This is a genomic window from Ruminococcus sp. CAG:330, assembly GCF_000437175.1.
In the GTDB taxonomy this organism is placed as follows: domain Bacteria; phylum Bacillota; class Clostridia; order Oscillospirales; family Ruminococcaceae; genus Ruminococcus_C.
Window position 1 is genome coordinate 1 of record NZ_FR898044.1, and the last position, 23305, is coordinate 23305.

Consider the following 23305-nt stretch of genomic DNA (forward strand, 5'->3'; position numbering starts at 1 on the left):
TGGTGTTTTCCAGTCCCTCGAAAATGGGCGAGCCGACCCCTGCCGGAACATTCACAGCGACGCATTCAATGAGTCCGCCGAGGGACTCGCCGCCGGCGTGGGCGCTGCGGATGTCGTCCCGCATCTTCTCCCCCTGGGCATCGTTGATGACGGGGAAGTCCTTCTGGCGCACGGCGAGGATGTCCTCCTTGGTAACCTTGGTGCGGCTGAACATGTCATCTTTCACGCCGTGGACTGCGGCAATGTGTGCGCCGGTGTAGATTCCCCGCCGCTCCAGAATCTGTCCGCAGATCGCACCGGCAAAGCAGAGGGGCGCTGTCAGACGGCCGGAGAAATGTCCGCCGCCACGCACGTCATTGAAGCCACGGTAGCGCATGGCGCCGGTATAGTCGGCGTGACCCGGACGGGGCAGCCGTGCCAGATTGCTGTAGTCCTTGGAACGTGTGTCCGTATTCTGGATAAAGGCACACAGCGGTGCGCCAGTGGTGCGGTCGTTCAGAAGACCGGACATCACCTGCGGCAGGTCTTTTTCGCCACGAGGCGTTGTCGTCCCGTCTTTTTTCGGGGCACGGCGCGCCATAAAGTGGCGCAGCTTTTCAAGGTCGATATACTCGCCGGCGGGGAGATTGTCGATCACCACACCGATGGCGGGGCCGTGAGATTCTCCGAAAATAGAAATGGAAATATTACGATTCCAGAACGATGACATGGACAGTTCCTCCTAATTGTTGATAGTCCTCATAGAATGACGGATAGGACTTTTCCACACATTCGCCGTGGAGAATCGTCACTGTTTCCGTACAGCGTGTTGCTGCGATTGCGGCGCACATGGCGATGCGGTGGTCGCCGAAGCTGTCCACCGTGCCGCCGTGCAGTTCCTTTACCGGAATGATATCCAGTCCGTCCGCCGTTGCAGTCACATTGCCGCCAAGACGGTTAAGGAAGTCTGCCGTTGCCGCAAGCCGGTCGCTTTCCTTGATGGCAAGGCGATGCGCCCCCGTGATATGGGACGGCGCCGTGCCAAAGGTTGCGAGCACCGCCAGAATCGGAACAATGTCCGGAATGTCGGCGGCGTCCACAGTAAAGCAGACCGGTTTTCCATTACTTTGATTATAGCACATCTCCTGCACAATTTCAACCACTTTTTTATCGCCCTGCGCACTTTCCGGATTGAGATTGGTCAGCCGGATACGGCTGCCCAGTGCATTTGCCACATAAAAGAACGCAGCCTGGGAATAATCGCCCTCCACAGTCTGTTCTGCGGCATGGTAGTGCTGACCGCCGGGAATCTCATAGCCGTCCCCGGTTTCCGTGACGGTGATGCCGAACTGCCGCAGACACGCCAGCGTCAGGTTCACGTACGGGCGGGACTCCAGACGGGACAGCAGACGGATGCGGGATGTGCTTTCCAGCAGCGGCAGAGCAAACAGCAGTCCCGTGACGTACTGCGAGGAGACATCGCCCTCCAGCTCAAACGTACCGGCGCAGAGCTGTCCCCGCAGGGAGAAGGGCATGGTGCCGGCATAGTCGAAAGTCACGCCGTTTTTGGGCAGTTCCCGCAGATACGCCGTCACCGGACGCTGGGGCAGCCGTCCCCGACCCAGAAAAGTGGTTTCCACGCCAAGCGCTGCCGCCACCGGAATCAGAAAGCGCAGAGTCGAGCCGCTCTCGCAGCAGTCCATCTCTGCCGCCGCCGATGCTGCTTTGCCGCCGATGCCGCAGACGGTGACGGTCTTTCCCTCGGTTCGGAACGAAGCACCCAGTGCTGCCAGTGCGCCCATGGTCGCCGTAATATCCTGTGAGTTGTCTACGCCGTGGATGACGGAGGTGCCCTCCGCCAGCGCTGCACAGATCAGCATGCGGTGCGCCATGCTCTTGGAGGCAGGCACACGCAGCGTGCCCTCCAGCAGCGCAGGAGTGATTGCAACGTTCATGCCTGCTCCCCTCCCATCCATGCGGCAAACTCGGTGAACGGCATGGAGCGGATCTCCGCCTTGCCGATGTGCTGGCACACGATAAACCGCAGTGATGCGCTGGCACGCTTCTTGTCGTTTCCGCACAGGGGCACCAGCTCCGCCATGGGTGCCGGCACTTTTGTGGGCAGCTCATACGCCGTCACGCACCGGCACAGGCGCTGGTATACGTCCTCGGAGCAAGTCTTTTTCGCCATCATGCACATGCCGGCTGCCACAGCGCTGCCGTGGGTGTAAGTCACATAGTGATAATAGCTCTCCACCGCATGTCCCAGTGTGTGCCCGAAGTTGAGGATCATCCGCTCGCCGGTGTCGAACTCGTCGTGCTCCACCACCTGCCGCTTGATGTCCACGCAGGAGGCGATGACCTGATCCATCACCTCGTGGATGCGGTCGAGGTCATACTGTTCCAGCAGGGCAAAGAGCTTCTCGTCCCAGATCATGCCGTACTTAATGACCTCCCCCATGCCGTCCGCCAGAAACTTGCGGGGCAGCGTCCTGAGGGTATCCGGATCGCACAGCACGCAGACGGGCTGCTTGAATGCACCCACCAGATTTTTGCCGCCGGGCAGGTCGATGGCAGTCTTTCCGCCCACGGAAGAGTCCACCTGTGCCAGCAGCGTGGTGGGAATCTGCACATAGTCCATGCCACGCAGATAGGTTGCTGCCGCAAAACCGGTGATGTCCCCCACAACGCCGCCGCCCAGTGCTACCAGACAGTCGGTGCGGGTGAGATTGTTCCCGCACAGGAAGTCATAGATCTCGTTCAGCGTCTTGCTGCACTTGGACGCCTCTCCATGGGGAAAGACGAACTTCAGCACCCGAAAGCCGTTCTGTTCCAGAGAGGCTGTCACGGTATCGCCGTAAAGCTCGTTTACTGTATCGTCTGTGACCACGACTGCGGTCTGTGCCTTGGTCTGCTGCCGCACCAGTGTGCCGCACTCTGCCAAAAGCCCGTGTGAAATCCAGATCGGATATGCCTGACTGGCATGTACCGTAATTGTCTGCATAAAAGGTATCCCCTTTCTCCGGAAGTTTCCGGAACTCCATTGGTGTGAAGCCACTGCTTCACGCTCTCTTTTAGTATACTAAAATTTCACCGGTATTTCAACAACTATTTGTAAACGCTTCACGGGATTTTCCGCTGTTTTCGCCTTGCCGGAAAAATTCTCATGAGAATTTGGTGAAAACAATAGCAATTTCCATTCAGATGTGGTATAATAACAGAGTGCAGCTCTGCCGCACGGATGCGAAGCGTCTGCACACCAATATTTTTCCGGCGCACGCTCTGCCGGAAATGAGAAAGGAAAGATTCTATGACGACCGATTACGAACGGATCCTGCTCGCCGAGGGCATCGGCTACTCCGAGATTCTGGATCCGAAATTCAAGACCAATACGTTGAAAATCTTTTTCAGCCAGCCGCTCTCGGCTGCCACTGCTGCCGGAAGCGCCCTCGCCACCTCCCTCTTGACGGCGAGCAACCAGCGTTACCCCTCCATTGCACAGCTCCGGAAAAAGCTCCAGATGCTCTACGGCGCAGCCATCTTCGGCAGCGTCCAGCGGGAGGGCGACATCCAGACCAACCACATCTCCGCCACCGTCATTGACGACCGTTATGCACTGGAACAGGAACCGCTCTTTGACGAGGTGCTGGAGCTGCTGCTGGACTGCCTGTTTCGCCCCAACGCCGCAGACGGCGCATTCTCCCAGACCGAATTCCGCATCAGGCAGCAGAATCTGCTGGACACCATCAAGGCGGAGATCGATGAAAAGCGTACCTACGCCCTGAATCAGGCACGCCGTACAGCATTCGACGGCGAACCTGCCGCACTTTCCCCCTGCGGCACAGCGGAAGAGGTTGCTGCCCTGACACCGGCATCCGCTTATGCGGCATATCAGGAGCTGCTCCGCACCGCCGGCATCGAGATCTATTTCGTTGGTTCGGCGAAAAAGGCGGGACTGGCAGACAAGCTGCGCCGTGCCTTTGCCGCCATCCCCGACCGCAAGCCTCAGCCACTCTGCGCCATTGCCCCCAGTCCGGCAAAGCCCGAACCGCAGGAGGTGCACGAGCTGCTGCCCGTGGCACAGTGCAAGCTGGTGCTTCTCTGGAAAACCGCTTATGAAAATCCGTGGGTGCTCGCCATGCTCAGCGCCGTCTTTGGCGGCACGCCAAGCTCCAAACTCTTCGCCAACGTACGGGAGAAGATGAGCCTGTGCTACTACTGCGCTGCCAGCTATTCCACCTTCAAGCAGTCGCTCACCGTGGACAGCGGTATTGAACAGCAGAACGTGGAAAAAACACGGGACGCCATCCTCCAGCAGCTGCGGGAGATCCAGCAGGGCAACATCACGCAGGAGGAGCTGGAAAACGCCAAGATGTCCTTCCACGACTCCATCTACGGCATTGGCGATACGCCGTCGTCCTATATCAACTGGTACTTCGGACAGTTCTGCAAGGGCATCTCCCTGTCGCAGGACGAACTCCACGAAAAATACCAGTCCGTCACGATCCCTCAGCTGGTAGAAGCTGCGAACACCCTGACGCTGGACACTATCTACCTCATGGACTGCAAAAAGGAGGCGGAATAATCCATGGAAACCACGAAAACCATCATCCGTTCCCCGCTCACCGGCGATTCCTACACACAGATTCGCCACAAAAGCGGTCTGAACATTCTGGTCTGCGAAATGGACGGCTTCCAGACCACACAGGCGCTGTTCTGCACCAACTACGGCTCCATCCACACCCGCTTCAAGACGGCAGACGATGCGGACTTCTGCACGGTGCCGGAGGGTATCGCCCATTTTCTGGAGCACAAGCTTTTTGAGAACGAGGACTGCGACGTATTCGACCTCTACGCCAAGACCGGCGCAAATGCCAACGCTTTCACCTCCTTTGACAAGACCTGCTACTTCTTCGACTGCTCCGACCACTTTCAGGAATCGCTGGACATCCTCCTCTCCTTCGTCCAGTCCCCCTACTTCACGCCGGAGAGCGTGGCAAAGGAACAGGGCATCATCGGACAGGAGATCCGCATGTATGACGACGATCCCGGCTGGCGGGTATTCTTCAACATGCTGGAGAACCTCTACCACAGCCATCCGGTACGCATCGACATCGCCGGCACAGTAGAGAGCATCGCACAGATCACCGACGACCTCCTGTACCGCTGCTACCGCACGTTCTACAATCTCCACAACATGGTACTGGTGGTTGCCGGCAAGTGCACCGTAGATCAGGTGCTGGAATCTGCCGACCGCCTGCTGAAGCCCTGCAAGGATCAGAAGCTGGAAACCATCTTTCCCGACGAGCCGGACTCCATCGTTTCGCCGGAGGTCACAGAGAACGCCGCTGTGGGACAGCCGCTGTTCCATCTGGGCTTCAAGTGCACGCCCCGTGACGATCGGGACTGCCTGAAGCAGGATCTTATTGCCACTCTCACCAACTGCATTCTGCTGTCCTCCTCCTCGCCCCTGTACCAGTCCATGCTACAGGATGGCATCATCAACAGCTCATTCAGCTTTGAGAACTTCTACGGCAGCGGATACTTCACCGTGTTTTACAGCGGTTCCTCCGACCATCCGGAGGCAATTCGGGAGCGCATCACAGCAGCATTTGCCGAGGCAGCAAAAACCGGACTGGACGAGGAACTGTTTCAGCTGCACAAAAAGGCGACCTACGGCGATTTCGTTCGCTCTCTGAACAACGTCTCCTCTGTCGCAAGCAGCATGCTCAGCGCCGCATTCCTGCACTGCAGTCTGTACGACACACTGGACATCCTCTCCGCCGTCACCATTGATGACTGCAACCGCTTCCTGCGGGAGGAGCTGCGTCCGGACCGCATGGTGCTCTCGACCATTCTGCCGACAAAATAAACCAGACAAGGAGGGAACGAGGGGATCTGAATCCCTGTTCAGATCCCCCTGCATATGACTGACACTGCAACTACTGTGGGAACGCTGGATCAAAACGAGGTCGTCTTCCCGCATCTTGGCATTGATATTCACGTAAACAGCACCGCCTTTTCCATCGGCGGGCTGGACATCCAATGGTACGGACTGCTGATTACGCTGGGGCTGCTCCTCGCCATGATCTACGCCTTTACGCAGGTGCGCAAATACGGGCTGAACCCCGACCGCTTCCTTGACGCCGTCATCGGCGGCATCATCGGCGGTATCGTGGGCGCACGTGCCTATTACGTCATCTTAGAGTGGGACACCTACGCCGACGACTGGAAGAGCATCTTCAATCTCCGGCAGGGCGGACTCGCCATCTACGGCGGCATCATCGGTGCGCTCCTTGTGGGCTGCACGGTGGCAAAGTTCCGGAAAGTGCGCATCCTGCCCCTGCTGGACATTGTGGGAATCGGCTTCCTGCTGGGACAGGGCATCGGACGCTGGGGCAACTTTTTCAATCAGGAGGCGTTCGGCAGAAACACGGACAGCTTCCTCGGCATGTCCGGCGGACAGATTCAGAACTGGATCACCAATTCCTATCCCTACACCAGCTACTATCAGAATTTCGGCACGGCTATGGACGCTTCTCAACCCGTACACCCGTGCTTCCTCTACGAATCCATCTGGTGCCTGTTGGGCTTTGTCCTGCTGGCGCTCTTCGCCAAGAAGATTCGCCGCTATGACGGACAAATCTTCCTCCTCTACATCGGCTGGTATGGTCTGGAGCGTGCGTTTGTAGAGGGACTGCGTGCCGACAGTCTGGTGGTGGGAAACGTCCGCATTTCTCAGATGCTGGCGATCCTCTGTGTGGTCGCCTCCGTCATCCTGCAAATCGTCATCGGCTTGCGGATCAAACGCATGGGCGTTGACTACCGCCTTTATAAAGACACCGCAGAATCCAAGGCGCTGCTGGCGGAATATGACCAGCAGCACGACAAATCTGCCGCCAAGTCCGCAGAAGCTGACACACCGGCAGACGACACCGCCGACTCCGAGGAAACACCGGCAGAAGAAGTACCTGCGCCGGAATCGGAATCCGCTGAAACTGAAACAGAAGAAGAAAAGGAGTCATAACATATGGCAAAATTAATTTCGGGTAAGGCCGTTTCGGCAGCGCTCCGCACCCAGATTCGGGAGGAAACTGCTGCGCTTCGGGAGAACCACGGCATTCACCCCGGTCTGGCAGTCGTTCTCGTGGGAAATGACCCTGCCTCCCAGATCTATGTCCGCAACAAGCAAAAGGCATGCGAGGAAGTCGGCTTCCGTGCGTTCGAGTATCGCCTGAACGAAAATTCCACGCAGGAACAGCTGCTGGATCTCATCCGGGTTCTCAACAAGGATGATAAGGTGCACGGCATTCTGGTACAGCTGCCACTGCCAAAGCACATCGACGAACAGACCGTGATTCTCACCATTGCTCCGGAAAAGGACGTGGATGCATTTCACCCCATGAATGTGGGACGCATTATGATCGGCAACTACGAGTTCCTCCCCTGCACCCCTGCCGGTGTCATGGAACTGATCGACAGCACTGGCGTTGACCTCAACGGCGCAAACTGCGTGGTTGTTGGACGCAGCAACATCGTTGGCAAGCCCATGGCAATGCTCCTCCTCCACCGCAACGCCACCGTGACCATCTGCCACTCCCGCACCCGCAACCTCGCCGAGGTCTGCGCCGGTGCTGACATCCTCGTCAGCGCCGTGGGCAAACCCCACTTCATCCGTGCCGACATGGTAAAGGATGGCGCAGTGGTCATCGATGTGGGCATGAACCACGACGAAAACGGCAAGCTCTGCGGCGATGTGGAGTTCGCCGAAGTTGAGCCAAAGGCAAGCTACATCACACCGGTTCCCGGCGGCGTTGGCCCCATGACCATTACCATGCTGCTGAAGAACACGCTCCACGCTGCCAAGCTTATGAACCATCTGGACGACTAAATCCATCCCGCCCCCCAGAAACACAAATGCCCTGCGTCATTGCAGGGCATTTTTCATAGACCGGGAAATACAAAAACTGCGGTACGCCAACGCATACCGCAGTCTTTTTTGCACAAAAGAATCCGTTTCCGTTTCGGGAAATTATTCCTTGACGCCGCCCAGTGCAACACCGCCTACGATGAATCTGGACAGGCAGAGGTAGATGATAACAATCGGGATGATGGACAACGCAATTGCTGCGTACTGTGCACCAAGGTCGATTCTCTTATCAACCATCAGAACCTTCTGGATCATCATCGGCATGGTGAACCGGTTGGACTTGGAAAGGAGGATCATGTTCTGTGTATAGTAGTTGTTCCAGTTCTGTACGAAAGCAAAGATTGCCTGTACTGCAATTGCCGGCTTCATCATCGGAATTGCAATGGAAATAAAGGTACGGAACTCGCTGCATCCATCAATACGTGCAGCCTCAACGATGTCCAGCGGGAAGGAGGACTTCATGTATTGACGCATGTAGAAGACGATCGCCGGCGCAGCAATTGCCGGAACGATCAGCGGAATGAAGGAGTCAGCCAGCTTCAGGGTACCAACCATGAACTGTACGAAACCAGTCGATGTTACCTGAATCGGGATCATCATAACTGCCAGAATGAAAGTATATGCGCCGTCACGAATCTTGAAGTCGTAAACAGTCAGACCATATGCAGTCATGGCAGAGAAGAAAACCGTCAGGATTGTCGAACCGCCGGCAATGATCAGAGAGTTCGCATAGCCATGGAACACACTCCAGCCCGAATACTGGGTTGGAATTGCCTTGATGTTATGGATCAGGCTGCCGCTGGGGATCAAAGACAGCGGCGCACGTGCCAGCTCTGCATCCGAACGAGTTGCGTTCATCAGCAGCAAGTAAATCGGAACCAAGCAAATCAGTACGATCAGCACGCAGATGATAAAGTATATCGTAGACTTAATGCGCTGCTTCAGCATATAATTTGCAGAAACGCCAACATTTTCCATTATACAATACCTCCCTGCTTTGCCAGCTTCTGCTGCTTCTTATATTCCTTGACCAGAGCACGACGCTCTTTCTTCTTTCTTGCCTCATCGGCATCACGGTTCATCCGGAATACAAAGATACCCAGAATTACCGTAATCAGGAACAGGAGGACAGAAGCCGCACCGGAATAACCGTACCGCACGTTCTTCATATCTGCAACGTGGAAGTTCTCGTATACGAAGATTGCGACAGTACGCAAATGCTCATTGATTGCTGTCTTATCAGAGTGGTACAGATACGGGATATCGAACATCTGCAGACCACCGATCATGGAAGTGATCAGGGTGTAGACAACCATCGGGCGCAGCAGCGGCAGAGTAACCTTGGTGAGAACCTGACGGCTGTTTGCACCATCGATGTTTGCCGCTTCAAACAGAGACGGATTAATACCCAGAATACCAGACATCATCATAATCATGGTATTACCAAACCACATCCATGTCTGGATGAACATAACGATACCACGAGACCAGCCGGCAGTACCCTCATAAATCTTTGCACCCTCAAAGTCAAACTTCTCGTGACCCCAACTCATCCAGATGCCGTTTGCAGCACTGGAAGTCTGGTTGGAGATCAGTCGCAGGAACAGAGCTGCAACGGATACTGCGGTAATGATGTTCGGCAGGTACATAACAACCTTGAAGAAGCCCTTGCCCGGGATGTGCAGCTTTGAATCGGTAAACCATACAGCCAGCAGCAGGGACAGCAGGATCTGCGGAATGAAGTTACCAACCCACAGAATAACAGTATTGCCCAGTGCTTCCAGGAACTGTGTGTGAATTTTTCTCAAACTACGGCTGTCACCGCCGAACAGCAGTGTCTGGTAGTTATCGAATCCCACGAACTCGCCAGTGTGACTTGCGTTGCCCTGAAAACTTAGAATAAAGGTGTTGATCAGAGGCCAGATCTGGAAAAAGCAATAGACGAGGAAGAACGGCAGGATAAACAGATACCCGTACTTGGCGTAGCTAATGGACTTAATACGGGACTGTGCCGTAGATGCCATAGAATCACCCTCTCAAAAATTAAGTAGAATAGTAAGAGTTATGATAAATATATGCCTACAAGGGCAGTGTTCTCCCCCTGTAGGCGATATATTTATGAAAAGATTCGTTCAGTGTGACGAAAATTAGTCAACCTGTACGTCCGGCAGAGCGGTAGAAACAGCATCCAGGAAGTTATCCAGGCAAGCTTCTTCGCTATCCAGATCACCGGTGCAGTAAGACTGTACAGCAGTTACGAAAGCATCGTTGATGGTGCCGTCGTTCTGGCCAGCGACACCGTCCAGGCTAATGTTGTCAGCGGAATCCAGCAGAGTTGCGAACTGATCCTGTCCGTCCTTCAGCAGCGGGTTCTTGTTAGCGCCTTCAGCAACAACGTCAGCCATAACGGTCTTGTTGTTTACGAAGTCAGAGTGAGACAGAGCGTACTGCTTCATGGTATCTGCGTTGATGGTCATGTCGTATACGAACTGAGCTGCTGCAGTTGCGCTGTTGCAGTTCGGGGATACGCACAGCCAAGAGCCGCCCCAGTACCAACCGGTCGGACCCATGGTGTAGCCATACTTTCCGTAAGTAGAACCGCCTTCGCCGCCTTCGCCGTCCTGCAGCTGAGCGCCAGCAGCCATAGACCAAGACGGGAAGAAGTAACCGAATGTAGCGTTAGCCAGTGCGCCTTCGCTCTGACCGATCAGCTTCCAGTCGTCTGTCCACTGTTTTACGTTGGTGATGTAGCCCTTGTCAAAGTTTTCCTTTGCCATGGTGATGAAGTCCTTGGTTGCATCCGGCTGGAACTTGCCGTCAGCGTCGATCCACGGAGTGGTTCTGTTACCAGCGGAGTATGCTCTCCATACGCCGGCGATGGTATCAGCCATAGCAGTCTTGTTACCAGACTTCTCGTATACAGTTGCAGCGGTCTTCCAGAATGCATCCCAGTCACCGATCTGTGCCTGCATATCTTCCGGAGAAGTTACGCCCAGGTACTCTTCAGCCAGGTCAGCTCTGTAAGCGTAACCGCCGGCAGCTGCCTGCCAGGAAGCACCCTTCAGAACGCCGTTGCTGTCGGTACCCAGTGTTACAGTGTAGCCGTAAGCATCCTTGTACATGCTCTCATCGATGCCCAGAGCGGACAGCGGAGCGGTGTACTCGTCGTTGTTCTCATAGCTCATTACCCAGTCTGCATCGCAAACAAACAGGTCAACGTCAGAGCCAGAAGAGAAGTACTGAACGTACTGCTCGTTTGCCTCAGTACCGCCGGAACCAACGTTTACGTAGGTCGGGTTCTTTGCAGAAGTAACATCGAACATTGCCTTCAGGTCGGTGTCAGTCCAGCACAGAATGCTCAGAGTGTCATCGTCGTCCTTCAGAGTGCCATCCGGAGTCGGAGCACCAGTGGTGTCGCCACCTTCAGCTTCGCTGCTGTCTGCATCTTCGCTGCTCTCAGCGTCTGCGCTGCTCTCATCAGCAGAAGACTCAGCAACAGAAGAATCGGCAGTAGAAGAAGAATCTTCTTTGTCGCCGCAGCCTACGAATGCAGTTGCAGTCATAGTCAGAGCAGCCATCAAAGCCAGTGTCTTTTTCAACTTGTTCATTGGAATTTTCCTCCTTAAATATATATATTACACCGTCTGCCGTCCATTCGGGCTTCCGGCGTAATAATCCTATAAAATGCGCTCCGAATTTCGGAAAGCGCAGCCGCTTTTCCGAAATCTGTTCTCTCTGTCAATTTTGCATCGTCAAAAGAACATTTTTTCGGATAAGCTTAATATACAACAATTCGAATCAAATGTCAATGGATTATACCATTCTTTCATTTTTTTCAGTGATACAAAACAAAAATTAACTCATTTTTTTGTACACATTGCCATATAAATTGTGCATTTGCGGAAATGGTTACAAAACGGTTAAAATCGTGATTTTCCACAGAAACATTTGCGCTACGGGCGGTTTTCCGGCAGAACTGTCACAAAATCCCGCAGCTTCTCGAACCGCTGATCCGTCATTCCCTCTGCATACAGCAGCTCATAGGGCGAGGAAAAGTACCGGATCTCCTGCCGCAGCGTCAAAATCGCATCGGCAAGCGTTTCCGTCATCTCCGGAATCCGCATCAGTTCCTCACGAGTTGCCGTGTTCAGATCGATTGGAAAGGAAACAGGCTCCGACGGTTCCGCCGCATCTGTCGCCGCCTCTTCCGGCATGTCCGCCGCAGAAGACTCCTCCGGAACTTCTTCCGGCTGGAGCAATTCCTCCTCGTCCGGCGTTTCCTCCGGCAGGTACAGCATCGGAACGATTTCCGCATACTTCACTGTTCCGATGCCATTTACCTCCAGCAGCTGCTCAAGGTTCCGGAATCCGCCAATCTGCTCCCGATATGCCACAATGCGCTGCGCCAGAACCTCCCCGATTCCCGGCAGTACCTGCAATTCCTCCGCCGTCGCCGTGTTAAGGTTCATGGGTGTGGAAACATCACACACCGTCCGGGTGGATTCCGTCGCAGCTGCGGATTTCGAGGATGCCGCCTTGCGGGTTGCTTTCGCAGAACTGGAAACAGATGACTCTGGCACAGATACCGAAACCGATGATGACACCGCAGAAACTGCCGACGACTCCGCCGCCAGCCGGTGTACCTTTGCCGGCGTTTTGACATCCGAAAAGCTGCGGATCCCCTGCCATCCCACCAGAGCGACTGCTCCGGTCAGCAAAGCAACCGCCAAAAGGCTGCCGCACCGTTTTTTCCATATTGTTTTTTTCTTCATAGGCACAATCCGATCACAAATATGTTCCGAACAGAATTATTGTAGCACATTTTTTCAGATTCTGCAAGTACTTTTTTCACAATTCCCGAATTTTTCTGAAAAAGCAAAAACTGCGGCGAAAAGGGCAGAGATTTCTCCCTGCCCCTCTCGTTTTCAAAAGCGAATTTACCGCTTTGCTTTTTATACTCTAGCGACGCCGGTTTCCTTGGCTGCCTCTGCAACTGCCTTGGCAACTGCTGCGGCAACGCCATCCTCCAGCGGGCTGGGGATGATGTAATCTGCTGCCAGCTTGTCATCGGTAACAAAACCGGCGATTGCCTTTGCAGCAGCGATCTTCATTGCGTCGTTGATCTCGCTTGCACGAACATCCAGTGCGCCACGGAAGATACCCGGAAATGCCAGAACGTTGTTGATCTGGTTCGGGAAGTCGCTGCGTCCGGTGCCCATAACAGCTGCGCCGGATGCTAGAGCCAGATCCGGCATGATCTCCGGTGTCGGGTTTGCCATTGCGAAGATGATCGGATCCTTTGCCATGGTCTTTACCATTTCCGGTGTTACACAGCCCGGTGCGGAAACGCCGATGAAAACATCTGCGCCAACCAGCATCTCAGCCAGCGTGCCCTTCTTGTGACCGCTGTTGGTGATAGCAGCCATCTCTTCCTTCTGTGCATTCAGGTTGTCACGTCCCTCGTAGATTGCGCCGTGGCGGTCGCAGAGGATTACGTGGTGCGGATCCAGACCCATTGCGATCAGCAGACGGATGATTGCGATACCTGCTGCGCCTGCACCGCTGGTAACCACCTTGATCTGGTGGATGTCCTTGCCAGTCAGCTTCAGTGCGTTGAGCATTGCAGCCAGCGTTACCACAGCAGTACCGTGCTGGTCATCGTGGAAAATCGGAATATCGCAGCATTCCTTCAGCCGCTTTTCGATCTCGAAGCAGCGGGGTGCGGAGATATCCTCCAGATTTACGCCGCCGAAGCTGCCGGCCAGCAGACGAACGGTGTTGACGATCTCGTCCACATCCTTGGAGCGAACGCAGAGCGGGATGGCATCCACATTGCCGAAACGCTTGAAGAGAGCACACTTGCCTTCCATAACCGGCATGCCTGCTTCCGGACCGATGTCGCCCAGACCCAGAACAGCGGTGCCGTCTGTGATAACAGCCACCAGATTGCCGCGGCGGGTCAGGTCATAGCTCTTGGAAACATCCTTCTGAATTTCCAGACAAGGCTGTGCAACACCCGGGGTATACGCCAGAGAAAGGTCATCTGCGGTTTCCAGCGGTGCACGGAGGGTTACCTCGATTTTTCCCTGCCATTCATAGTGCAGTTTCAAAGATTCTGCTGCATAATCCATAGTTTTCCGTTCCTTTCTAATCAACCTTCCGGTTGGCGCTGTCCGGTGCCGGACAGCGGTTTTGAATTCTAGTTTCGGGAAATACACCCGAAAAACCACCGGAAATCGGAAAAGTCTTCCAGATTGCCCGGCGGTTTGGCTTGGTGCCCTTTGGGCAATTTTCAGAGCCTTGCTGCGGCTCTTAGAGAGACATTTCGTTGATTACCTGACGCAGTGCGGTTTCGCTCTTCTTCAGGCGAACGATCTCTTCCTCAGTCATCGGAGGAGTCAGTTCCCGCTCAATGCCGTTTGCGCCGACAACGCACGGCAGGCTCAGGCAGACATCCTTGATGCCATAGTGTGTGCCGTCCTGCAGAGTAGAAACTGTGAGAACAGCCTTGGTATCCCGCAGGATTGCCTCAACGATGGTGCTGACAGACAGTGCGATTGCGTAATAGGTTGCGCCCTTGCACTTGATAACCTCAGCGCCGCCGTCACGAACTTCCTGCTCAATGGCATCCTTGTCGCCCAGATTCTCAACGGTCTGGCAGTACTCATCGAACTTCATGCCGCCGATGCTGGACAGAGACCACGGGATCATGGAAGAATCGCCGTGTTCGCCGAATACATATGCGTGGATGTTCTTGATGTTCAGACCAGCGTGGTCGGACAGACAGGTACGCAGACGGGAGGAGTCCAGAACGGTACCGGAGCCGATCACCTGCTTCGGGCTCAGACCGGAAACACGGATTGCCTCATAGGTCAGCACATCAACCGGGTTGCTGACGATCACATAGCATGCATTGGGGGCATACTTGGTGATCTCCGGCATAACCGATGCCATGATCTTTGCGTTGGTCTTGCAGAGGTCGATTCTGGTCTGACCCGGCTTTCTTGCGATGCCGACTGTGATGATTACCACATCAGAGCCCACAGCATCCGGATAGTCGCCGTCGTGCACATCACAGGTGGGGCAGAATGCGTTGCCCTGCATGATGTCCATTGCTTCGCCCTTTGCCTTCGGCTTATTGATATCCACCAGCAGCAGCTCCGAACATAAGCCCTTAATTGCCAGTGCAAATGCGATAGACGCACCAACATTACCTGCGCCCAGAACGGTTACCTTTTTTCCTTTTTTAACATTCTTTTCCACTTTACAATCTTCCTCCTAACTTTTCTGGCGCTCTTTTGAATTCCGATGGAATCCAGAACGCCCAGTCGCAGAACCCGTATTGAAAAGCGAGTTCCTGTACGCAGCTTTTTGGGAGCAGTCAGCCGTTTTTGGCTTTCGCTTCTCCGCCTGCATACTCAAGTTTATTATAACACGTCCGCTGAAAATTTGCAAGGTACAATCCTCCATTTTAAAATTTTTGTCACTTCTTACAGAATTCCCCCTCGAGAAGCGTACAAACTAAACAAAAACCGGATTCTCCGCTGTAAAATCGGCACGGATGCTGTGATATTCTCATGAAAACAGCTTGACAATTCCGTGAAAAGGTGTCATAATAAAATGCGAATGGGTCTGTTACCTATTTAAAATGCGTTTCAAAGCGTTTTCTATGGAGAACAGGCTCTGAAACAAAGCACAAAAAAGAAAGGAAGGAATGCAACCAATGAACAAACGACACCGACTCACCGGACTTCTTCTGGCGGTCTGTCTGAGCACCGGCGCTGTGTCCGGCACAGGTGCGCTGCCTGCTGCCGCCGCCGATACCCAGAACTATGCGGAAGCCCTGCAAAAGTCCCTGTACTTTTACGAATGCCAGCAGGCCGGACCTCTGCCGTCCTGGAATCGTGTGGAATGGCGTGCCGACTCCACGCTGAGCGATGAGGTCACAGGCGGCTGGTACGATGCCGGCGACCACGTCAAATTCAACCTGCCCATGGCGTACTCCGCCTCCATGCTGGCATGGGGATTGTACCAGTATCCGGACGGCGTGGAGCGCTCCGGACAGATGGAGACCTACATGAACAACCTCACCTTCGTGCTGGACTACCTCGCCGCCTGCGATGAGGGCGACACCGTGGTCTATCAGGTGGGCAGCGGACAGATGGATCACACCTGGTGGGGTCCGGTAGAGCTGCTGGAGTACGGCATGAAGGACAACGGCGCAGACTACGACAAGGCAAGAGCCGTGCTGCGCGGGACAGACTCCGCTGTCTGCGGCGAGATGGCTGCGGCGCTGGCTGCCGGCTACTGTGCCCTCAAGGATAAGAGCGCCAATGCGGACAGCTACCTCTCCCATGCGGAGAACATCTTTGCCCTCGCCGACAAGACCAGAAGCGATGACACATACAACAACAGCGATGCCGGCGGCTTCTACCGCTCCTCGCACTTCTATGACGAGCTGTTCTATGCGGCAAACTGGCTCTACATTGCCACAGGCGAAAAGAGCTATCTGGACAAGGCAGCCTCCTACATTCCCAATCTGGGCAAGGAGCTGGGCAGCGACGAGCTGAAATACTCGTGGGGTATGTGCTGGGACGATGTGATGCAGGGCGGTCTGCTGCTGTACGCCATCAACACCGGCGACAGCTTCTACACCAGCCGTGTGAAAAAGCATCTGGACTACTGGACGGACTCTGTGAAGGAGCTGGACGGCGGTCTGCGCTGGCTGACCACATGGGGATGTCTGCGCTATGCCAACACCGCCGGTTTTCTGGCAAGCGTGGCGTGCGACACGGTGCTCAAGGGCACCGATACCAAAAAGTATCAGGAGTTCTATCAGGAACAGATCGACTACAGCCTCGGCGACAATCCGGATCACCAGAGTTTTGTGGTGGGATACGGCGAGAACTCCCCCAAGAATCCCCACCACCGGACGGCGCATGCCTCTTGGAAAAATGCGCTGGATACGCCGGAAACCAACCGCCACATCCTCTACGGCGCACTGGTGGGCGGCCCCAACGAGGACGGCACCTACACCGACGACCGGCAGAACTATATCAACAACGAGGTTGCCTGCGACTATAACGCCGGCTTCACCGCCCTGCTCTGCAAGATGAACACCGCCTCCGACAGCAAGCCCGACCCGAATTTCCCCGAACCGGAACAGCGGGATCAGGAGTTCTATGTGGAGACCAAACTCAAAAGCAGTGACAGCGGCGTCACTCTGAGCTTCAAGTTCACCAACCACAGCGCATGGCCGGCACGCATTGAGGACAACATGTCCTACCGGTACTACATGGATCTCTCCGAGGTTATCAGCGCCGGATACCAGCCCTCTGATGTGGCGGTGCGTGTGGATCGGGATCAGGCGAAGATGTACGACGACTGCAAGCCCGCAGAGATCTCCCCCATCACCCAGTATCAGGGGAACATCTATTATATTGAGATCACCTATCCGGACGGCAGAGCTGCCATGCCCATTTCCGAGGGACAGCACCAGTGCGAACTGCTTCTGGCACTGGTATTTCCCGACTATCAGTCGGGCTGGGATGCCTCCAACGACTACTCCAATGCGGATCTGCTGAAAAACGCAGGGGAATACGTGATTTCTGACCGCATTCCGCTCTACCAGAACGGCGTGCTCTACTCCGGCATAGAACCGGACGGCACCAAGCCCTCCACGACCACTGCTGTCGCCACAAAACCCGCCCCGTCCACAACCACTGCAGCATCCGGAAGCCTCGGCGATGTGAACACAGACGGCAGCGTCAAGCTGAACGATCTGGTGCTGCTGGGGCGCTATCTGCTGGGCAATGCCGAGCTGAGCCGGCAGGGTGCTGCCAATGCCGACCTGAATCAGGACGGCAAGGCAAACGGCATGGATCACGCTGCGCTGCGGCAAATGCTGGCGCAAGGCTAATTGCCAAATTTGAGAATTCATTAAGAAAAAGGGAGAGAAGCTTTTTATGAGCGCTTTCAAAGAGTTTTTGTTCAACAATGACTATTCGTATTTATTGCAGATCGCAATCATTCTGCTTTCCACCAAACTCCTCGGTCTGCTGACCAAACGCATCAGCCTGCCGCAGGTTGTAGGCGCACTGGCTGCTGGTATCATTCTGGGGCCGATGCTGCTGGATGTGGTAGAGCGCAACGATCTGATCGTCAGTCTGGCTGAGCTGGGCGTTATCGTCCTCATGTTCAGCGCCGGTCTGGAAACCGACATTCAGGAGCTGAAAAAGGCAGGACTCGCCTCCTTCGTCATCGCCCTGATCGGTGTCATCGTTCCGCTGCTGGGCGGTTATTTCCTGGCAGATCTGTACAATACCGATCAGGATCCGGAGATGGCATCCCTGTTCTGGCAGAATATCTTCATCGGCGTTGTCCTGACAGCAACCTCTGTCAGCATCACCGTGGAAACCCTGAAGGAGCTGGGGGCGCTGAACTCCCGTGCCGGAAACGCCATTCTGGGTGCAGCCGTCATCGACGACATTCTGGGCATCATCGCCCTGACCGTTGTCATCAGTCTGGGCGGCAAGAAGTCCGGCGACGGCGAATCTGCCAGGACTCTCGGCTCGGCTCTGGTGGGCGACGGCATCTTCGCCGTGGTCATCAACATTCTGGCATTCTTCATTGTGGCAATCGGCGCCGCTGTCCTGTACCACTTCTTCTTTAAAAAATGGCGGGAATCCAGCAACAAGAACCTCCAGCGCCACAACATCGTCACCTTTGTTTTCTGCCTGCTGCTCTCCTTTGCCGCAGAGCTGTTCTTCGGTGTCGCAGATATCACCGGCGCTTTCGTTGCCGGCCTTGCCGTATCCGGTCTGAAAAAGAATGAATACGTGGTCAACCGCTTCAACACCCTCTCCTACATGCTTCTCTCCCCCATCTTCTTCGCCAACATCGGACTTGCCATGACACTGGACGGTCTGACCGGCAAGCTGATCATCTTTATGCTCCTGCTGATGCTGGTTGCCGTTGCCACCAAGGTCATCGGTTGCGGACTGGGCGCAAAGATCATGCGCTACACCAACAAAGAGAGCCTGCAAATCGGTATCGGCATGATATCCCGTGGTGAGGTCGCTCTAATCGTCGCCAACAAGGGTGCTTCCGTGGGACTGATGAGCGAGAAGTTCATGACACCGCTGGTCATCATGGTCGTATTCACCACGATCGTCACCCCCATCCTGCTGAAGTTTGTATTTCCCAAGAACCGGAAACATGACGACGGAACTACCGCCAACGAGGGACTGGAAACCTGCGGCGTAAACGCACAGCTGGAAGAGTCCTGACAGGAGGTACTTGCATATGAAACTGGTCACCTATCTGCAAAACAGCACGGAGCACCTTGGCGTGCTGACAGCGGACGAAACCGGCATCGTGCCGGCGAAGGCGCTGGGACTGCACTTTGCCGACATGGCAGAGCTTGCTGTCACCATGACCGACCGGCAGCGTGATACTGCGGCCGCCCTGCTGCCGGAGAAATCCGGAGAAGCCGTTCCGCTGGCACAGGTCAAACTGCTGGCGCCCATCCCCCGTCCGGCTCGGGACATCATCTGCCTTGGCGTCAACTTCTCGGAGCACGCCAGGGAGAGCGTGGGTGTCATGGGGCAGGAATACGGCGGAGAGCGGAAGTTCCCCATCTATTTTGCCAAGCATGTCAACGAGGCAGTTGCCCCCGGCGATCCCATTCAGGGACACTTTGACATCGTCACCGATCTGGACTATGAGGTGGAAATGGCGTTCGTGGTACGCAGGGACATTCAGGGCGCAAAGGCAGAGGACGCTGCCTCCTATGTGTTCGGCTACACCATCATGAACGATGTCAGCGCCAGATGCATCCAGATGCGCCACAAGCAGTGGTTCCGGGGCAAGAGTCTGGACGGCTTCGCACCCATGGGACCGTGTCTGGTCACGGCGGACAGCTTCTCCTTTCCGCCGAAGCTGAATCTCACCTGCCACGTCAACGGAGAACTGCGGCAGAAGTGCAACACCGAATTGTACATCCACAACATCCCCTATGTCATTGAAGAGCTGTCCCACGCCATGCGCATCCCTGCCGGAACGATCATCTCCATGGGAACGCCTGCCGGTGTGGGCATGGGCTTCCATCCGCCCAAGTACCTCAAGCACGGCGACGTTGTCACCTGTACAGTGGAGGGCATTGGCACAATCGTCAATCCGGTGGAATAACTCTTTTCACACAAATATAACCAAAAATCCCGTACAGAGTTTCGCCTCTGCACGGGATTTTTCATTCGCATGACATGATATTCTATTAGAACCTGTCTTCACAAGAAATATATGTGGATTTTCGAGCATAATTTTGTTGCAGACAAGGCAAAAATACGCAGGCGGGCTGTCGCCCGGCAAGTATTTTTCTACGCAGTATGCAGCAAAATTTGCCGAAAAGACACGTGGATACGCTTGTGAAGACAGGTTCTTATACCTTTTCAAAGATCTGCCGCAGCTGCGCCGGTGTCATTTTCTGTTCCGGTGCGAACTCCTCCGATGCCGCATAATCCAGCAGACTCTTGGCGAACCAGCGCACCTCCGGACGCATGGCAATGCGGGAGAGCCGGCTGGTGCACACCAGAAGTCTGCCGGTGCCGACCTTTGCCTCCCATACAATGCCAAGCTTGTGGTTGCGCTCGAAGTTATCGATCATCTGGACAATGGGCGTCAGTGTCTGAGCGGTGTCATCCAGAATCGCACAGTCCGCTGCGGAAACGATGTCGTACCACTGGGGCGTGCTGTACTCCTGCGTGGGGAATGCCGACAGTGCCGGATGATCTGCCTGAATACAAAGCCCCATGGTTCCTACCGCAACCGGCTTTTTCATCCAGTTGCAGATGTCCCGAAACATGGGATAGCACCAGAAATCCGTACAGTAAAATCCCTCAATCGCCTGCGCCGTTTCCGTGGGCAGGAACAGCACAGCACCGCCGTTTTCCAGCGTTTGCAGTGCCTTGTCCAGCTCCTCTGTCACGCACAGTGTCCCATGGTCGGCAAGCTCCGGCATGGCGATCGCCGGATAGAGCATAAGGTCGTAGGCATTGCACACATCGGTATCCCGCACCGACAGCACCAGATGCATCCGCATGGGGCGCTGCACCTCCTCCGGCATCCGGCAGAAAATGCTGCCCACTTCGTTCAGCCCGACTTCCGCCTTGGCCAGCGTAAAGTTTCCCTCGCCCAGCGTCTCGCCGTTCTCTGCCACCAGAAGCCACTCGATGATGTTGTGTTCCGGAAATGCGGGCGTGGCGCAGCGCAGGGACACCTTTGCCGCAAGCATCTCGCCGGTGATGCAGACATAGGACGGGAACTGTGCCAGCAGCACGCAGTCAGAACAGAACATCCGCCACTCCTCTGGCGAAATCAGTCCCTTGCTCTCCATGAAAGCATCCAGCATACCGACCAGCGCCGTGCCCTGTCCGGAAAAGTCCTGCAAATCCAGCAGCTGGAAACCAGCCACATACTGCGACCGCATGGCTGCCTCGATTTCTTCTTTATAGCAGGCAGCTGCCAGCGCACCGCTGCACCGGAAAAACTGCTCCGCCTGATGCAGCATGCCCCTGGCTGCAAGGCGCTCCCGGAACACCTCGAAATTCCGTGCCTTCAGCGGGCCGGTGTACTTCTCGATCTCCCGAAAATCCGGATACACCTCATACTGCCCGATCTCGTGGGTGATGATGGGCTTGGTGGGAACCAGTCCGCCGGCAGTATCCCCCACCTTTACTTTCTTGACACCGGTGCCGTACTGAATCTCGATCTCCTGCACCTTGCTGCCATCCTCACCGTCCGTCTGCTTGGGGAAGATGACATCGTCATAGGTGTGCATGGTACTGGGACGGTCAGTCTGTACATGTCCCAGCGGCGCATCACACATGCTGTAAGAGCCGCGCAGCAGCCGTTCCTTGCTCAGGCGCACGCCCACGAAATAGTCGTCCTCCGGCAGAATCTGCGGGAGGCGCTGGAAATTGTTGCAGCCCTGTGTGTACAGATGACGGCTGTCCAGCGCCTTGTAATGCCGCAGAATCTCTCCCAGACGCTCTGGACTCCCCCACAGTTCATTGCCCAGCGAGAACATGACGAACGAGGGATGGTTGCCGAATGTCTCCAGTATCTTGTCCCCCAGTGCAATGAGGTAATTCTGTTCCGCCTCGTTATAGCCCTCTTCTCCCGGCGCAGCGATCGTGCCCCAGAACGGCAGCTCCGGCTCCATGTAGATGCCCAGCAGATCCGCTGCCGTAAACGCCGCATCCGGCGGGCAGCAGGTGTGGAAACGGTAGTGGTTGATGCCGTAGGACTTGGCGATCTCCAGAATGCGAATCCACTCGTTCACCTCTGTCGGCGCATAGCCCGTGCGTGGAAAAATCAGTCCGTCATGCTTGCCACGGAGCATGGTGGGCTGTCCATTGATGGTAAAGCGCATACCATCCGTGCAGAACTGCCGCATACCGAAGCTGAGATAACCGCAATCCTGCTCGTTGATGCGGTAGGTGAGGCAGTACAGGGCGGGGTGAAATTCGCTCCACTCGTAGTACGCCTCCTCCAGGGGAATCGTCACCGAAGCCATACCGCTGGCATCAGCTGTCAGCTGCGTCTGGAACGTGGGAATGCTGTCCTCCTCATCGTCCTCCATAACGCTGCCCTCTGCCGCAAACGAAGCGGTCTTTGCCCCGTGGAGCTGCATGGTCAGAGTGACCTCCCGCCGCTCCGGATCGGGATACGCCTGCACATGATCCGCATAGACCTCTGAAAACACCTCCAGCGTCATGCTGCCGGTGATGCCGTTCCAGTTGGACTGGGTGTCCGGCGAGGTGAGATGTCCGCCCTTGATGGGATAGCCGGTGTTTTCCACACAGACCACGATCTCTACCAGCGGTTTCGTCACATATGCCGAAATCTCATAGACGTGGGGCGTGCACAGGCTGTCGCAGCTGCCCACACGCCTGCCGTTGATCCACAGCGTGGTAATACGGGTGCGCTCCAGCGTCAGCTTCATGGGAAGTCCGAGAAAATCGGGATCGAGGTAAACGGTTTTCCGAAACCATGCCTGCCCCTCAAATGCATAGGCATCGGTCAGGAATCCGGTCTCCCGTGCCGGATTGGGGGTTCCTTTTTTGGCGAGAGAAGTGGTGCCGGGGAGCGAGATGGTGTCATCAAAAGCCGCGGGAACCTGTTTCCCTGCCATCTGCGCCAGAGAGAGTTCCCAGACACCGCTGAGGTCATAACGTGCGATCATATGTTTGACTCCTTTCAGAAAGGCGTTTCGATTCCATATCCAAAGTGTAGCATATCCAGGATATGCTGTCAAGGAACCGGCGCAAATAAACTTAAAAAAATCCGAGGGCTGGACATTTTGGCGAAATATGTTATAATAATGGTAACCGGACA

Annotated in this window: 17 protein-coding genes; 7 read left to right on the forward strand and 10 right to left on the reverse strand. The window is 55.3% G+C overall.

Annotation, left to right across the window (positions count from 1 at the left end; all coding sequences use genetic code 11):
• The 3 genes from QZL66_RS04875 to aroB form a co-directional block, all read right to left on the reverse strand.
• Positions 1-709 (reverse strand): chorismate synthase (locus tag QZL66_RS04875; protein ID WP_293601867.1); only part of this gene is annotated, 709 nt, incomplete at its 3' end.
• Positions 687-1934, reverse strand: coding sequence for a 3-phosphoshikimate 1-carboxyvinyltransferase (gene aroA, locus QZL66_RS04880; RefSeq protein WP_022410615.1), 1248 nt, complete (start codon positions 1932-1934; stop codon positions 687-689). The genes aroA and QZL66_RS04875, both read right to left, overlap by 23 nt.
• Positions 1931-2983, reverse strand: a complete 1053-nt coding sequence (gene aroB, locus QZL66_RS04885; RefSeq protein ID WP_022410616.1) for a 3-dehydroquinate synthase — start codon at positions 2981-2983, stop codon at positions 1931-1933. The genes aroA and aroB overlap by 4 nt, the downstream gene beginning before the upstream one ends.
• Positions 2984-3289: 306 nt before the next feature.
• On the opposite strand from aroB, the gene QZL66_RS04890 reads away from it, so the two are divergent.
• Genes QZL66_RS04890 through folD form a run of 4 tightly spaced genes read left to right on the forward strand, consistent with a single transcriptional unit; the run spans position 3290 to position 7870 of the window.
• Entirely contained in the window at positions 3290-4564 is a 1275-nt protein-coding gene (locus QZL66_RS04890) for an EF-P 5-aminopentanol modification-associated protein YfmF (protein WP_022410617.1), read from the forward strand.
• Between the two features lie 3 nt (positions 4565-4567).
• Positions 4568-5851 carry an EF-P 5-aminopentanol modification-associated protein YfmH gene (locus QZL66_RS04895; RefSeq protein ID WP_022410618.1) on the forward strand — a complete coding sequence of 428 codons (1284 nt, stop codon included), beginning with the start codon at positions 4568-4570 and terminating at the stop codon, positions 5849-5851.
• A 54-nt stretch (positions 5852-5905) separates the two neighbouring features.
• On the forward strand, positions 5906-7006 hold the full coding sequence (gene lgt / locus QZL66_RS04900; protein ID WP_022410619.1) for a prolipoprotein diacylglyceryl transferase: 1101 nt from the start codon (positions 5906-5908) through the stop codon (positions 7004-7006).
• Positions 7007-7009: 3 nt separating this feature from the next.
• Complete coding sequence (gene folD, locus QZL66_RS04905; RefSeq protein ID WP_022410620.1) at positions 7010-7870, forward strand: bifunctional methylenetetrahydrofolate dehydrogenase/methenyltetrahydrofolate cyclohydrolase FolD; 861 nt, start codon at positions 7010-7012, stop codon at positions 7868-7870.
• A 141-nt stretch (positions 7871-8011) separates the two neighbouring features.
• Here the strand turns inward: folD and QZL66_RS04910 are convergent, their stop codons facing one another.
• The 6 genes from QZL66_RS04910 to QZL66_RS04935 all read right to left on the reverse strand — a co-directional run bounded on the left by QZL66_RS04910 (position 8012) and on the right by QZL66_RS04935 (position 15172).
• The gene (locus tag QZL66_RS04910) at positions 8012-8887 is read right to left on the reverse strand and encodes a carbohydrate ABC transporter permease (protein WP_022410621.1); all 876 of its coding nucleotides are present in this window, start codon (positions 8885-8887) and stop codon (positions 8012-8014) included.
• Positions 8887-9933 (reverse strand): carbohydrate ABC transporter permease, encoded by a 1047-nt coding sequence (locus QZL66_RS04915; protein WP_022410622.1) that lies wholly within the window; start codon positions 9931-9933, stop codon positions 8887-8889. Before QZL66_RS04915 ends, QZL66_RS04910 begins: the two co-directional genes overlap by 1 nt.
• 123 nt (positions 9934-10056) lie before the next feature.
• The gene (locus QZL66_RS04920) at positions 10057-11517 is read right to left on the reverse strand and encodes a hypothetical protein (protein WP_022410623.1); all 1461 of its coding nucleotides are present in this window, start codon (positions 11515-11517) and stop codon (positions 10057-10059) included.
• A 345-nt stretch (positions 11518-11862) separates the two neighbouring features.
• Positions 11863-12681, reverse strand: a complete 819-nt coding sequence (locus QZL66_RS04925; RefSeq protein ID WP_022410624.1) for a ComEA family DNA-binding protein — start codon at positions 12679-12681, stop codon at positions 11863-11865.
• Between the two features lie 180 nt (positions 12682-12861).
• Entirely contained in the window at positions 12862-14040 is a 1179-nt protein-coding gene (locus tag QZL66_RS04930) for an NAD(P)-dependent malic enzyme (RefSeq protein ID WP_022410625.1), read from the reverse strand.
• A 181-nt stretch (positions 14041-14221) separates the two neighbouring features.
• Positions 14222-15172: an L-lactate dehydrogenase gene (locus QZL66_RS04935; RefSeq protein WP_022410626.1), complete on the reverse strand. Its 951-nt coding sequence runs from the start codon at positions 15170-15172 to the stop codon at positions 14222-14224.
• A 460-nt stretch (positions 15173-15632) separates the two neighbouring features.
• Between QZL66_RS04935 and QZL66_RS04940 the strand changes: the two genes are divergently transcribed.
• Genes QZL66_RS04940 through QZL66_RS04950 form a run of 3 tightly spaced genes read left to right on the forward strand, consistent with a single transcriptional unit; the run spans position 15633 to position 20098 of the window.
• On the forward strand, positions 15633-17828 hold the full coding sequence (locus QZL66_RS04940; RefSeq protein ID WP_022410627.1) for a glycoside hydrolase family 9 protein: 2196 nt from the start codon (positions 15633-15635) through the stop codon (positions 17826-17828).
• Between the two features lie 46 nt (positions 17829-17874).
• Positions 17875-19197, forward strand: a complete 1323-nt coding sequence (locus tag QZL66_RS04945; protein WP_022410628.1) for a cation:proton antiporter — start codon at positions 17875-17877, stop codon at positions 19195-19197.
• A 16-nt stretch (positions 19198-19213) separates the two neighbouring features.
• Complete coding sequence (locus tag QZL66_RS04950; RefSeq protein WP_022410629.1) at positions 19214-20098, forward strand: fumarylacetoacetate hydrolase family protein; 885 nt, start codon at positions 19214-19216, stop codon at positions 20096-20098.
• A gap of 250 nt (positions 20099-20348) precedes the next feature.
• On the opposite strand, the gene QZL66_RS04955 is transcribed toward QZL66_RS04950, so the two are convergent.
• Positions 20349-23153: a glycoside hydrolase family 2 TIM barrel-domain containing protein gene (locus tag QZL66_RS04955; RefSeq protein WP_022410630.1), complete on the reverse strand. Its 2805-nt coding sequence runs from the start codon at positions 23151-23153 to the stop codon at positions 20349-20351.
• Between the last annotated feature and the right edge of the window lie 152 nt (positions 23154-23305).

Coding starts and splice junctions, on each gene's coding strand:
- QZL66_RS04950 (WP_022410629.1), top strand. CDS start 19,214: ATGAAACTGGTCACCTATCTGCAAAACAGCACGGAGCACCTTGGCGTG.
- QZL66_RS04925 (WP_022410624.1), bottom strand. CDS start 12,681: ATGAAGAAAAAAACAATATGGAAAAAACGGTGCGGCAGCCTTTTGGCG.
- lgt (WP_022410619.1), top strand. CDS start 5,906: ATGACTGACACTGCAACTACTGTGGGAACGCTGGATCAAAACGAGGTC.
- QZL66_RS04930 (WP_022410625.1), bottom strand. CDS start 14,040: ATGGATTATGCAGCAGAATCTTTGAAACTGCACTATGAATGGCAGGGA.
- QZL66_RS04945 (WP_022410628.1), top strand. CDS start 17,875: ATGAGCGCTTTCAAAGAGTTTTTGTTCAACAATGACTATTCGTATTTA.
- folD (WP_022410620.1), top strand. CDS start 7,010: ATGGCAAAATTAATTTCGGGTAAGGCCGTTTCGGCAGCGCTCCGCACC.
- QZL66_RS04920 (WP_022410623.1), bottom strand. CDS start 11,517: ATGAACAAGTTGAAAAAGACACTGGCTTTGATGGCTGCTCTGACTATG.
- QZL66_RS04955 (WP_022410630.1), bottom strand. CDS start 23,153: ATGATCGCACGTTATGACCTCAGCGGTGTCTGGGAACTCTCTCTGGCG.
- QZL66_RS04910 (WP_022410621.1), bottom strand. CDS start 8,887: ATGGAAAATGTTGGCGTTTCTGCAAATTATATGCTGAAGCAGCGCATT.
- QZL66_RS04890 (WP_022410617.1), top strand. CDS start 3,290: ATGACGACCGATTACGAACGGATCCTGCTCGCCGAGGGCATCGGCTAC.
- aroA (WP_022410615.1), bottom strand. CDS start 1,934: ATGAACGTTGCAATCACTCCTGCGCTGCTGGAGGGCACGCTGCGTGTG.
- aroB (WP_022410616.1), bottom strand. CDS start 2,983: ATGCAGACAATTACGGTACATGCCAGTCAGGCATATCCGATCTGGATT.
- QZL66_RS04895 (WP_022410618.1), top strand. CDS start 4,568: ATGGAAACCACGAAAACCATCATCCGTTCCCCGCTCACCGGCGATTCC.
- QZL66_RS04940 (WP_022410627.1), top strand. CDS start 15,633: ATGAACAAACGACACCGACTCACCGGACTTCTTCTGGCGGTCTGTCTG.
- QZL66_RS04915 (WP_022410622.1), bottom strand. CDS start 9,933: ATGGCATCTACGGCACAGTCCCGTATTAAGTCCATTAGCTACGCCAAG.